Origin of the sequence: Paenibacillus sp. AD87, from assembly GCF_001659845.1 — a bacterium.
In the GTDB taxonomy this organism is placed as follows: Bacteria; Bacillota; Bacilli; order Paenibacillales; family Paenibacillaceae; genus Paenibacillus; species Paenibacillus marchantiae.
In genome coordinates, this window is the sequence record NZ_LXQN01000019.1 from 470379 (window position 1) to 482689 (window position 12311).

14 protein-coding genes are annotated in these 12311 nt (G+C 49.0%); all 14 read left to right on the forward strand.

Annotated elements, in window-relative coordinates; translation table 11 throughout:
• The first annotated feature begins 105 nt into the window (after nt 1–105).
• Nucleotides 106–1080 carry a phosphotransferase family protein gene (locus tag gpAD87_RS25820; protein WP_064641692.1) on the forward strand — a complete coding sequence of 325 codons (975 nt, stop codon included), beginning with the start codon at nt 106–108 and terminating at the stop codon, nt 1078–1080.
• Between the two features lie 27 nt (nt 1081–1107).
• Complete coding sequence (locus tag gpAD87_RS25825) at nt 1108–2106, forward strand: glycosyltransferase (RefSeq protein WP_064641693.1); 999 nt, start codon at nt 1108–1110, stop codon at nt 2104–2106.
• Nucleotides 2107–2159: 53 nt separating this feature from the next.
• The gene (locus tag gpAD87_RS25830) at nt 2160–2444 is read left to right on the forward strand and encodes a hypothetical protein (protein WP_063567583.1); all 285 of its coding nucleotides are present in this window, start codon (nt 2160–2162) and stop codon (nt 2442–2444) included.
• A 112-nt stretch (nt 2445–2556) separates the two neighbouring features.
• Complete coding sequence (locus gpAD87_RS32320) at nt 2557–2718, forward strand: hypothetical protein (RefSeq protein ID WP_162842465.1); 162 nt, start codon at nt 2557–2559, stop codon at nt 2716–2718.
• Between the two features lie 98 nt (nt 2719–2816).
• Complete coding sequence (gene abc-f, locus gpAD87_RS25835; RefSeq protein ID WP_064641694.1) at nt 2817–4751, forward strand: ribosomal protection-like ABC-F family protein; 1935 nt, start codon at nt 2817–2819, stop codon at nt 4749–4751.
• Between the two features lie 413 nt (nt 4752–5164).
• On the forward strand, nt 5165–5632 hold the full coding sequence (locus tag gpAD87_RS31620) for a hypothetical protein (RefSeq protein ID WP_082935354.1): 468 nt from the start codon (nt 5165–5167) through the stop codon (nt 5630–5632).
• On the forward strand, nt 5632–5907 hold the full coding sequence (locus gpAD87_RS25845) for a hypothetical protein (protein ID WP_063567585.1): 276 nt from the start codon (nt 5632–5634) through the stop codon (nt 5905–5907). The genes gpAD87_RS31620 and gpAD87_RS25845 overlap by 1 nt, the downstream gene beginning before the upstream one ends.
• Nucleotides 5908–5913: 6 nt before the next feature.
• Nucleotides 5914–7311, forward strand: a complete 1398-nt coding sequence (locus gpAD87_RS25850) for a glutathionylspermidine synthase family protein (protein ID WP_064641695.1) — start codon at nt 5914–5916, stop codon at nt 7309–7311.
• Nucleotides 7293–7697, forward strand: coding sequence for a DUF350 domain-containing protein (locus tag gpAD87_RS25855; protein ID WP_063567587.1), 405 nt, complete (start codon nt 7293–7295; stop codon nt 7695–7697). The genes gpAD87_RS25850 and gpAD87_RS25855 overlap by 19 nt, the downstream gene beginning before the upstream one ends.
• A 60-nt stretch (nt 7698–7757) precedes the next feature.
• Nucleotides 7758–8705 carry a nucleoside hydrolase gene (locus gpAD87_RS25860; protein WP_064641696.1) on the forward strand — a complete coding sequence of 316 codons (948 nt, stop codon included), beginning with the start codon at nt 7758–7760 and terminating at the stop codon, nt 8703–8705.
• 161 nt (nt 8706–8866) lie between these two features.
• On the forward strand, nt 8867–9193 hold the full coding sequence (locus gpAD87_RS25865) for a PadR family transcriptional regulator (protein WP_064641697.1): 327 nt from the start codon (nt 8867–8869) through the stop codon (nt 9191–9193).
• Between the two features lie 6 nt (nt 9194–9199).
• The gene (locus tag gpAD87_RS25870) at nt 9200–10177 is read left to right on the forward strand and encodes a permease prefix domain 1-containing protein (RefSeq protein WP_064641698.1); all 978 of its coding nucleotides are present in this window, start codon (nt 9200–9202) and stop codon (nt 10175–10177) included.
• A gap of 125 nt (nt 10178–10302) precedes the next feature.
• Nucleotides 10303–10791 (forward strand): signal peptidase II, encoded by a 489-nt coding sequence (gene lspA / locus gpAD87_RS25875; RefSeq protein ID WP_064641699.1) that lies wholly within the window; start codon nt 10303–10305, stop codon nt 10789–10791.
• 299 nt (nt 10792–11090) lie between these two features.
• Nucleotides 11091–12296 (forward strand): ABC transporter substrate-binding protein, encoded by a 1206-nt coding sequence (locus tag gpAD87_RS25880; protein WP_157258587.1) that lies wholly within the window; start codon nt 11091–11093, stop codon nt 12294–12296.
• Nucleotides 12297–12311 lie beyond the last annotated feature (15 nt).

A 12311-nucleotide genomic window follows, 5' to 3' on the forward strand; every position in this document is an offset into this window, starting at 1 on the left:
ATGGATAGAAATAATAACGGATAAGCGGGCACGGAGCATGGGCAGAAGTAGGGCTGCAAAGGCAAACATCAGCGGCGCCAGCTCCTGGTCTGGGGAACGAAATGGATGGTGAATGGCGTGAATGAAGACGTGCAGGCGCATCGCTGGGTGACTCCCGAAGGGACGTTGAATGAACAATATATAACAAGCAGGGAACGGCTCTACAAAGGGATGAATGGTAAATATGTGGAGCGTTTCACTGTTCGTACCGGGGAGAGTTATATTTTCAAACCGCTGACCAATCCTGCACAACATGGACGTGAACAATGGATGTCGAGGCATGTGCTCTCAGTATTACCCCCTATATATCCAGCGCTAATTGCTGCATCAGACCGTGAAATTAACGCGGAACAGAGCTGGATCATCTATGAGGATCTGGGTGAACTAGTGCATGATTCGCGGGAAGAGACGATGCTGGCTGCTGCTACACATATGGCGGAGTGGCACACATTATCTGTTGCAGATTGGGGTGAGCTGCCCCGAGTGGGTCAGAAACCCCCAATCCGAGACATGCTGGATGATCTGCTTGGGCAAAAGGAATCCACTGCTGATTTGTTGTCCAAGCTGGAGGTCTCGCTGTCACCATCGGATTGGCACAACATCGCCGCGCTAATCCATACGGCAGAGGAGGAGTTACCTCGTGTTTTGTGTCACGGAGATCTTCATCCCGGCAACATGGCCGATGTGAATGGCAGGCTGGTAATTATCGATTGGGAGCATGCGCATCTGAATACGGCTCTTTGGGACGTGTATCATCTGGTGGATCTATCGCATCCGCTGTTCCCAAGAACTGTTACGCCTGAGCTGCGGGAGCGAATTATTGATGTTTATCTGGACGGGCTGGAGCGCCATAGCGTTCAGGTTGACCGGGTTTCTTTTAAAAGGTGGTACCGTGCATATGCCATTGTATTCTCGCTCTGGATGCTGCGTCTGATTGATGGGGATCTGAGAAGTGCAGACTGTGTATGGCCGGAGGAACAGCTGCGGAACCAGTGGCACGAGACGACAATGACGCTGAAACAGTGCATGAAGCAGTGTTGAAGGGAATAGAAATGAGGGGTGCAGAACATGCGTAAAGTAGGACTCGTAATGCGTAAAATTCAATTCTCGGAGGCACAGGGCCCGCGCGTATTTGCGGATCGGTTGAAGCAGATCGGGCTGGAGCTGGGCGTGGAAATTGTGTTCATCTCGCCGGAGCGCCATGTCAGCGGGTATGACTGGTTGCCGGGTTATGAGCATGAGAAAGGTGACCTGGTGAACTATGATATCGTACTGGACCAGATATATAGCCAAAATATAGAGCATGTCATCTACACCGTATCCGGGTTTACGTTCTTGAAGATGTTTTTACCGAAGAGTGTGTTGTTCCCGCACAGCTTTCCCGACCCGGCGCTGACGGGGTATGAGATGATGAAGCCATTTTATACGATGGTGGATAAAGCGATTGTGCAGACGGAGTTCCTAAAAACAGAATTGGGCCGCAATTTCGGTGTACATGACGTGAACGTTATCCCGATTGGCTTTAGCGAAGAGCTCGCAAACCGCCACTACGACCCGAGTCAGGTTGTGCATAATCGTGTGCTCTGGATCGGTCGGGATGAAGCGAATCGTCGCCCGGATCTGGTGCTGGAATACGCCCGGCAGAACCCGGACAAGGAAGTATACATGGTATTCGGCGGTCGCCGCTATGAGGAAAGCATGAAGAAATACAACATTCCGGACAACGTAAAATTGCAATTCGCGCTGACACAGGATGAAGTATTTACCCTAATGAACTCGTCCAAGGTGTATTGGAGCTGTTCGGCTTTTGATACGTTTGCGATGCCGCTGACCGAAGCGATGGCGATGGGCAAAATGGTTGTGAAACCGGAGCATGCCTGCTATGGACACATCCGTTCCACGCATGCTTTTGCAGGAAATGAGGATAACTGGTTTGAATTGGTGAATATGGCTGCTGCCGCGCCGCGTAGTGTTTCGGAAGACAACCGTGAGTATGCTTTTGGTGCTTTTTCGCGCACGATCATGAAAGAGGGATACCGGGAGTTCTTTGCCAACTGGTTGAAATAATGAGAGGTCTGTAACGAAGGCTCTAACCATTCAGCAAGAAGGAGGAGAACCTTATGGAAGTACTCATCCTGTGGACGCTTGGCATGTGGGCTGTGCAGCTGCTGATCGAATGGCTCATCTATCGGTTGCAGGGACGTCGAATGACCGGGGTTCAATATATACTGCCATGTGTGGCCTTGCTCGGCGGAGCCGTTGTGATCATGATTAGCATTGAGATTGGCGGGTGGAACGGTATCGGTTATGCCTTGCTTGGTGCATCGCTGGGTGCAGCGGGAATGTTGACACTAATTACGGTGGCGATTACGGATGTAGTGTTTCGGCGTCGGAGACGGAATTAATCGGAGGGTTAAGCTGCTGTACAGTAAGAGCGAATTGGGCGATCGGACGGTTGCAGGAATGCATTCGTCTGTGATATATTGACATTAATTATGACAAGGGAGGTGAAGACAGGTGAATCACGAGATGCTTAACAACCGTATTAGCCAGCTGCCGATTGCTATGGCTGGCATTGTTCATACTTTTCTGACCAACGGGAGAAGTCTGTCCAATTTTGAATATACGGAAATTAACATTTGCGAGAAGATGCCTGCCTTGACCTCATTCGGACGATAAGCGATATTGCTTGAATTCTGAAGGGCCGCGGAGCTAACCTCCTGCGGCTCTTTTTGTGTTGCGGTCAGGATCTTCCAATCCATAGGAGGAACCTTATTATGATGATTATTAGCGCACAACAACTGACTCAATACCACGGAGCACATCTGGTGCTGGACGGCATTACGTTTGAAATTATGGAAGGCGACAAAGTCGCCCTGATCGGCCGCAACGGAAGCGGCAAAACAACATTGATGCGCCTGATGGCACGACTGAATCAACCGGATGAAGGACAATTGATGATCAAGAAGGATACACGTATCGGTTACGTGGCTCAGGTGCCGGAGGGAATGGATAATTACACGGTGCTAGATGTGCTGAGTCTTGGATTCAGGGAGCTTATGGCGTGCCGGAGTCAAATGAAGGAAATGGAGCAGCAGATGTCCGATCCAGACTGTGCATCCGATCCCAACCAATTGGAGCGACTGTTGAAGCGGTACGCGGCATTGCAGGACCAGTTCGAGCGCGAGGGCGGATATGAGAAGGATGCCCGGATTGATCAGGTGGCGGACGGTCTGGATATTGCCAAGGAGCATTACGGATGGCGGTTTGGTTCATTGTCTGGTGGTGAACAGACCCGGGTTGTGCTGGCTTCACAGTTAATTGTAAGCCCTGATCTGTTGTTGCTGGATGAGCCGACCAACCATCTTGATCTGGAGCGGGTGGAATGGCTGGAAGGATTTTTGCGTGAGTACACAGGTACGATTATCCTGATCTCACATGATCGCTACTTTTTGGACCGTGTAGCATCCCGGACGTTAGAGCTGGAGGATGGAGAAGCAGAAACGTCCGCTGGCGGTTATACGGAATATATGAAAGTGAAGGAACAACGACTGTTGCAGCAATTCGAGGAGTTCAAGGAGCAGCAGAAGGTGATCAAAAAAATGAAAGAAACGATCCGCCAACTGGAAGAATGGGGCCGAGTCGGGGGAAATGAAAAGTTCTTCCGTCGCGCGGCTTCGATGCGTAAAGCAATCGAACGGATGGAACAGGTGAAGCGCCCGGTATTGGAGCGCCGTAACGCCGACTTCGATGTTCGTCCTACGGACCGTACGGGAAAACGTGTGGCCGTTATGGAACAGGTTGAAAAGGCTTATGGAGAACGTCAGATTCTGCGCGGTGTATCGGGATTACTCGAATATGGCGACAAAATTGCCCTTATTGGACGCAATGGTTCAGGCAAAACAACGTTGTTCAAGCTGCTGTTGGGCGAGGAACAACCAAGTGCAGGTAACCTGGAGTGGGGTGCACGTGTAGATGTTGGTTATCTGGCTCAACAGGAGGAGCCTTCCAATCCGAAGCTGAATGTGTTGGAGTACTTCCGTCTGGAAGCGGGCGTGGAAGAAGGAGAGGCACGCGGCATTTTGGCTCGATATCTATTCTATGGAGCAGATGTATTTCGCTCGGTAGGACAGTTGTCTGGTGGGGAATGGACGCGGCTAAGGCTGGCTCTGCTGGTTCAGCGCAAGCCGAATGTGCTTTTGCTGGATGAACCGACCAACCATCTGGATATCGCTTCGAGGGAAGCGCTCGAAGAGTCGCTTGTTGATTTCGAAGGCACGGTGCTTGCCATCTCACATGACCGCTACTTCGTCAATCGACTCGCTTCCCGGGTGTGGGAACTGGAGAATGGGCGGATGACCGCTTATCTGGGAGACTATGAAGCCTATCGCGAGAAGAAGCTTGATCTGCAAGCCCGCGCAGCCGCGGCAAATCAGCATATAACAGTTTTTGCCACTCCATCACGTGGGAGTTCAAAACCGAAACAGGAGACGAAGTCCGGTAGCACGCCTAATACAACGGCCACTTCCAAAAAGCTGTCCGCTGAACAATTGGAGCAGAGATTGGCCCGTCTTGAAGGGCAAATCCAGGAGATGGATCGTCAGCTTGAATCCGTGCAGGATAATCCAAACGAGCTGGAGCAAATGTGGAACGAACGTGAGCAATTGTCTGGTGAATACAATGATATGTTGGCCCAGTGGGCAGAGCTGTGAGACAGGTCAGATTATGGGGCTTCTCTTGAAATAGATCTTGAAATAGATAAAGAAGGAAAGAAGGCCGGAGGAAGATCTCTGGCCTTTTTGATTTTCAAAGTTAGCTTTATAACGGGATGATATCCGAGGTAATTAGCTGGTAAAATTGTGTATCGCCACAATGTTATCTTTACTAGCATTTTGCATAATTCGATTCTTATTGTTCGCGGGTAAAAGATCTAGACGAATAGATTCATTTCGATCTATATCTTGCTGATTGAAAACCACTCTTGGGATTTATGCAAAATGCTTTTTTACATGTCATCGGGAATAGTGTAACTTTTTTCCTTCTCATGCGTTAAATACGTTTGTGTGTATTGAAACGGCTCCTCTTAGAGCTCACAGAAAGGCAGGTTATCGTTATTTATTATTCATTGACTTATCGGAACTGGTCGGATGACCGGCAGGTGGAGACGGGCGTACTAGAGCAGGTATCGGGTACTCGCGATGAGCTCTTCATGCGCAAGCTGGTCGATGCTACCCTGATGAAAAATAAGCTCTGGGCGCATTTGTCCAATGAATGCGAGGATCGTCGGGAGCATGCAGTTTACGTGACCGAGTATGACAATCAAAAACCTGCGGAATACGGTACAGCGATTGCGGACGCTGCACTGGCAATGTGTAAAATCTCCTCCATGTACAGTGCGGAATATATGCTGTGGAATGGGAGTGCATTTCAGGAATTGGACTTGGCAGAATCCTCCTCGTACACGATGGAGCTTGCCGAGCAACTGCTGGACCATTACATGGTCCGGGGCGGTACGACCTATGAATTTGTGTATTCCGTGCTGGATGCGGATCGCAAGAAAGTGTTGTTTTTTATGAAGGAGGTAGATTTGTAATGGACGAAAATCCCAAACCCAAACCTGGATCACGCGCAAAGCTGGTTGCCTTCTCGCTAATGCTTGCGGTTCCAGCCGTATTATCCGGTTGTAGCAGCAATAGCGACGAGTGTGACCCGGAATACGATACCGGATGTGAATATGACTCCAGCAGTGGGCACTATTATTACGGTGGCGGATCGTCCTATCGGAGCAACAAGGACAGCAGCTCCTACAGCAAATCCAGTTCAAAATCGAGCGGCTTTGGCAGCTTCTTCCGCAGTTCGGGAGGTTAGAACCTGATGAGGCATATATACCAACTGCCGTTCAGTCATGAAGAAGTATTCAGGGGCGAAGCAGGGCAACAGGTTCCCTACCATCGCATGTATGGCAAGCAATATTGTGTGCCTGCATTGACGGTTTATTCCCCTGCGGAGATGCAGGAATTGCGTGCAGCAGTTGAGGCTGTAGACGGGATTTATTGCAAGGTGATGCGTTTTATTCAGCAATACATGCCCGACTCTTTCCTGGAGCAGCAGCTGGGCATTCATCCCGGCCTTATTCCGGCGTCTCGTATGGAGATGGTGACAGGCGGGATTACTCGGCAGGACTGGATTATTGGGGAAGCCGGACCTAAATGTATTGAAAATAACACGGATACCCCAACCGGCATACCTGAAGCAGCTGCATTGGAAGGTATTTTGGTGGGGATGGTTGAAAAAACATCGCTCCATGCTCCGTCCAAAGGAATGGATGAATGTATCCGGGAATGCTTTCACCGCTGGCTGGATGCTTACGCACAGCAGGGTTTGCTGGGCCCGGTGACCTTTACTTCATTTGGAGAGCATGTGGAGGATCGGACCAATACGGAGTATCTGATGAAGCTGTGCCAGAAGGCGGGGTATGAAACGTTCTACGCTCCTCTGGAGGAGTTGGAGATTATTCCAGGGAAGGCGCTCTACCATCATGGACGCGAGATCAACCTGTTGTACCGGCTCTATCCCCTGGAATATCTAATCGATGATCGAGATGAAACGACCGGCGTGGACATCGGCGCAGCACTGCTTGAATTGGTTCAGGATAACCGCCTGGGTCTGATGAATCCTGCACAGCATGTGCTGATGCAGAGCAAGGGTTTCATGGCGGCGATCTGGTCACTCTATGAACGCAATGAACAAACCATGGAATATTGCGGGTTTCGGCTGTTTAACGATGCAGAGTTAGGGGCGATTTCGCGTTATCTGCTACCTACTTATTTCGAAGCTGGACCTTTCGAATGGAGCGCAATGCCTTATGTGGCTAAAAGCTATTGGGGCCGCGAAGGTCGAGGCACATCGTTGCTGGGTGAGGGATCGGATCATCATGCAGGCCAAACGGCTGCTTCTCATCAGCTGCACGCCCCTACGAACTCCAACACAATAGCCGAACTGCAAGAAGAAGATGAGATCGCAGCCTATTATAATAATCAGCCTAAAATATATCAGCAGCTGGTACCGATGGAACAGGCCGTGATTCAGACAGAAGATGGCGAATACAGCGGTTATTTGCTTACAGGAGTGTTTGTCATCGGTGGACGTTTTGCCGGTGTGCTGCCCCGGATCGGGGAGAAGGTAACCGGAGATATGGCCTATTATTGTGCGGCTGTGGTCAATGAACGGATGGATGACGAGGAGGAGAAGGAATGGACAATTTGGGATTGAACCTGCTGAATGTAGCGGTAGGTGTAGGCATTCTGCTGGTAGTATTGGTATGTGGGTATTTCGCTTTTAGCCAATTGACCCGGTATAACGATAGCGAGGAAATCGCGAAAGGTAACGAGGCGGCAGGCATGTATATGGGCAGCAAATTGCTGGGCCTGTGTATCATTGTGGGCATGGTGTCCTTCTCCACGCATTCATGGCTGGATATGCTGCTCTGGTCGGCGCTTGGAATCATTATTTTGTGTCTGGTCTATATTATATTTGACTTCCTGATTCCCAAGATGCGGGTCTGTGACGAAATCGCACGAGGCAATATGGCGGTAGCACAGCTGCTGCGTTCCATTATCATCGGCGTTTCCATCGTCATCGGTACGTTTTTGATGTAAAATAAACCCTAGTGTTTATTTGGAATGAATATCAATTCAACGAAGAAGGAGCGCGGCATCATGAGAAAAGTCATCATCGATACAGATACAGCAGGAGACGATACGATTGCGATCCTGACGGCACTGCACCATTTCCAGGTGGAGGGCATTACGATTACAGGTGGGAACGTACAGTTTGACCAGGAGGTTGAAAATGCCCTGTACACGGTACAGGTTGCTGGACATGGCGGCAAGGTGCCTGTGTACAAAGGGTGCGAACGCCCATTGATGGCCTATGGTAAGGCCCAGCACCGCACGGTGGAAGACGTACATGGCGATGACGGCATGGGCGGAGCCCATTTCCCGAAGGCAGACCAGCGTCCAGAGGCAGGGCATGCGGTTGATTTTATCATTGAAAAGGTACACGCACATCCGGGCAAAATCTCGCTTCTGGCCATTGCACCTCTGACCAACATTGCGATGGCAATCCAGAAGGACCCAACCATTATTCCGGAGATTGCTCACCTCTACATCATGGGTGGAACGAATAATGCACTGGGTAATATCACACCAGCCGCGGAGTATAACTTCTATGTAGATCCGGAAGCAGCCAAAATTGTATTGAACGCAGGCATTCCGACGACCATGGTTGGCTGGGAAATGTGTACTCAGTATTCTGTTATGGATGATGATGATCACGCTGAAATTGCAGCACTGGGTACATCTGGTGCCGATTTCTTCACAGCCATCAACAAAGTGGTTATGCAGTTCAACAAATCGGTACATAAACTGAATGGCACCACTCACCCGGATACGTTGCTGATGGCTGTTGCCGCAGATGAGTCCCTCATGACCAAATCCGGTCAGTATTATGTGGATGTAGAAGCAGCAGGAGAGTTAACGCGCGGATATAGCGTTGTGGATATCAACGGACGTTTCGGTAAAGAGCCGAATGTACGCGTCTGTGAGGCCATTGACCGTCCGAAATTCAAATCCATGCTGCTGGATGTGCTCTCTGCTATTCAATAAAATTGTGGTTTTAACTCCAATAAAAGTATTCATCATCCGTGCCTATTCCAGGTACGGATTTTTTTTGCCCATTTTATGTCTAACTACTTCACCTGTCGTAGTAAGTTATGATATACTTCAACTACTACGACAGATGAAGTAACGGAGGAGGATTACCTTTTGTGATCAGCAGTGATGTTATACGCGGCTACAACGATACGCTAATTCTCTATTTGCTGCTGGAAGGGGAGTCGTACGGATACGAGATTTCCAAAAACATCAGGCAGTTGACAGATGAGAAGTATGTGATGAAAGAGACGACACTATATTCTGCCTTCACCCGATTGGAGAAGAACGGGTACATTGAATCATTCTACCGCGATGAGAGTCTTGGGAAGCGGCGTACGTATTACCGGATCACGCCGCTCGGCCTTGATTATTACAAGGAAAAATGCGAGGAATGGAAGATTACGCAGGAGGTTGTAAATCTATTTATCAGGGAGTGGTGACAGAGCATGGAGACGATTATGGTGTATCTGGAAAACATGTTTGCTGGTCTGCCGAAGACCTCCGAGGTGGAGCGTTTGAAACAGGAGCTTCTCTCGGGGATGGAAGATAAATACTTGGAACTGAAGCGAGAGGGCAAATCGGAGAATGAGGCAATTGGTATTGTGATTTCGGAATTTGGCAATATCGAGGAGTTAACAGCTGAGCTCGGTATTCAACCAGATGAGGTCGGAGAAGCAGCACCTGTGCTGACGGAGGAAGAGGCTTACGATTATGCTGCTGTCAAACGCAGCGTGGGTCTGTGGACAGGACTTGGCGTTTTTCTCTGCGCATCCGGGGTGGCCTTCCTGATATTCCTTGATACATTTTTTGAACACAACAATATCAAGTCCATGACAGGATCGATGGAAACGGGCAGCCTGATAGGGTTGATCGGGATGTTTGTACTGATCGCCTTTGCAGTCGGCATGTTTATTCACAGCGGGATGAAGCTTGATCGCTTCAAGTATATGGAGAAGGGCTTTCAGTTGCCCTATGCGCTCAAGATGTCACTTCAACGCAATCAGGCCCATTTCGCGCTGACGTACCGCGTTTCGATCATTACAGGCGTCGGTCTGTGCGTGCTGTCACCCGTTTTTATTTTCGCGGGTGCATATATTAACGATGTCTACGCATCTTACGGTGTCTCTCTCTTTATGTTGATGGCAGCGGTGGGTGTGTTCCTGTTCATTTATTACGGTAATATTCAGGGGGCTTACACGAAATTGCTGGAGGAGCCACACTTTAGTGCTGATAAGAAGGAGCAGGAAAGGATTGTAGGCGCAGTGGGGGCAATCGTATGGCCTTTGGCTACGGCGTTTTTTCTGTTCACAGGCTTTGTATACCAGCGATGGGACGTTAACTGGGCCATATTTCCGATTACAGGTGTGTTGTTCGGCATGTTCAGCAATACCTATCATATATTAAAGCGGAAAAATCCTTCCTGATGGTTTGCAATGGCGCGTTCTCTGTCCAGTTGGTGACAACGCTTCGGGTGTGTTAAAGTGAAGGAAATGTTACAGCGGAGACCCTTTAGTTTAACTTTTGAGCGTCCGGCAGGAGGAGTGGCACAATGTTATTTTATTTTGTAGCACTGCTGGTTACCTTGGTTGATCAGGGAACCAAGATGGCGGTGAGGATGTATATGGAAGTTGGGGACACGATGAGGCTTGGCGACTCGGGAATGCAATTGCAGCATTATGAGAATAGTGGAATGGCAGGCAGCCTGTTTCAAGGGAATGCGCGTCTGTTCGGTGTGGTCGCCATTCTATTCGTGGCGGGCATGATGTATTATCGGAGAAAAGGTGAGATTCGCGGTTTCTGGATGCAGACAGGTGCCGGTTTCATGGTCGGTGGTGCTTTGGGTAATGCAATCGATCGTTTTATCTACGCACGTGTAACGGATTTTCTCGTATTTCCGTCGGGACGTGGTATTCTCAATTTGGCGGATGTAGCGATAAATGTTGGCGTGGTTATGCTGGTCATCGGCATGTTAATCCGTGCATTTCAGAGTTACCGAGCCAAGCGTTTACGTAATGCTTTGCCGAAAATAGAGCGTTGATAAAGAGTTAACAACAGCTGTGATGTAAGCAGCGTAACTGAATACATGATGGACATTGGATATATTCCAATGTCCTTTTTTTGTTATGTCGACGAGCGGACTCGCGGTCAGTGGGACTGATTCATTTTTACCGAAACCGTTTTAGGAATAATAGGACACATTATAGTCAACGCTCTAAGTATAAAACGGTGGAAGGATTAACCACGTGGTTACTTCACTAATTTAATGGGTAAATCTTTACGTATATAAGCTGAGGGAGGTACAACATGAGAACATCGCTTACCAAGGCACTCGGGTTAATGCTGCTTTGTGGAATAACGGCTGTACTTCTGTCTTCCTGCACTAGCGGGAATAATGCCAATGGCAAAGTGCAGGTTGAATTTTTTCAGAACAAACCCGAAGCCAAAGGAACCTTTGACGAATTAATCAAAACATTCAACGCCGAACACCCCGATATTCAGGTCACTCAGGTGAATCCACCTGACGCGGAGACGGTGCTGAAGACACGTGTGGTGAAGAACGATGTACCAGACATTATGGCAATGGGGGCAACCGATACCTATTCCATTCTTGCACAGAGTGATATTTTCGCCGATCTGACAGACAGTCCACTGTTAAAAACGATCGATCCCAACTACATAAAGATGCTGAAGGATGTCACGGGCATGGATGAAGTGACAGGTGTTCCATACGCAACAAATGCAAACGGCATCATGTACAACAAAACCTTGTTTAAAGAAATGGGTCTGAACGTACCCAAGACCTGGGACGAGCTGATTGCTACAGCCAAAAAAATTAAGGATGCGGGTAAAATTCCGTTTTACTTCACATACAAGGATGATTGGCAGACGAATCTGCCGTTCAATGCACTCGGACCTAACTTGGTTGGTATTGATTTCTACCTGGAGCGTCGCGAGAACAAAGTGACCTTCAAGGAGAAATACCGTGAGGTTGCGGAGAAGCAGTTGGAGCTGATGAATTACGGTCACGGCGACAACTTCGGTAAAGCGTATTCGGATGGTAACCGTGCCTTTGCCAATGGTGAAGCTTATATGTACATCCAGGGTACCTGGGCGATCTCCGAGATTCGCAAAGCGAACCCGAATGTGGATATTGGTTTCTTCCCATTCCCGACAGGCAACGATCCGAGCCAGATCAAGCTGGTGAACGGAATCGACTCTCTGTTTACCATTTCAGCGAATACACCAAACAAGGAGCAGGCCGAGCAGTTCGTCGCGTTTCTGCTGGAGCCTGAAAATATAGGCAAGTACATTAAGGAACAGACGCTGTTCTCTGCGGTGGAAGGTGTAAAACAAGATGATCCTGCTGTACAGGAACTGACACCTTACATTGAGCAGGGCAAGGTTATCGACTTCGCCGATCACTATATTCCGGCTGCGGTGCAGCTGAATTCCATCGTACAGTCCTTTTTGCAAAACAAGAACATCGACAACTATCTGGATACACTCGACAAAGAATGGGACAAGGTAGCGAATCGGCGATAACGCCTTGTCCGAAGG

What these genes read in the sequence shown, in the direction of transcription:
- gpAD87_RS25880 (WP_157258587.1), top strand. Translation starts at nt 11,091, where the DNA reads ATGCTGCTTTGTGGAATAACGGCTGTACTTCTGTCTTCCTGCACTAGC.
- gpAD87_RS25870 (WP_064641698.1), top strand. Translation starts at nt 9,200, where the DNA reads ATGGAGACGATTATGGTGTATCTGGAAAACATGTTTGCTGGTCTGCCG.
- gpAD87_RS25850 (WP_064641695.1), top strand. Translation starts at nt 5,914, where the DNA reads ATGAGGCATATATACCAACTGCCGTTCAGTCATGAAGAAGTATTCAGG.
- gpAD87_RS25860 (WP_064641696.1), top strand. Translation starts at nt 7,758, where the DNA reads ATGAGAAAAGTCATCATCGATACAGATACAGCAGGAGACGATACGATT.
- gpAD87_RS25855 (WP_063567587.1), top strand. Translation starts at nt 7,293, where the DNA reads ATGGACAATTTGGGATTGAACCTGCTGAATGTAGCGGTAGGTGTAGGC.
- gpAD87_RS25845 (WP_063567585.1), top strand. Translation starts at nt 5,632, where the DNA reads ATGGACGAAAATCCCAAACCCAAACCTGGATCACGCGCAAAGCTGGTT.
- lspA (WP_064641699.1), top strand. Translation starts at nt 10,303, where the DNA reads ATGTTATTTTATTTTGTAGCACTGCTGGTTACCTTGGTTGATCAGGGA.
- abc-f (WP_064641694.1), top strand. Translation starts at nt 2,817, where the DNA reads ATGATGATTATTAGCGCACAACAACTGACTCAATACCACGGAGCACAT.
- gpAD87_RS25830 (WP_063567583.1), top strand. Translation starts at nt 2,160, where the DNA reads ATGGAAGTACTCATCCTGTGGACGCTTGGCATGTGGGCTGTGCAGCTG.
- gpAD87_RS25820 (WP_064641692.1), top strand. Translation starts at nt 106, where the DNA reads ATGGTGAATGGCGTGAATGAAGACGTGCAGGCGCATCGCTGGGTGACT.
- gpAD87_RS25825 (WP_064641693.1), top strand. Translation starts at nt 1,108, where the DNA reads ATGCGTAAAGTAGGACTCGTAATGCGTAAAATTCAATTCTCGGAGGCA.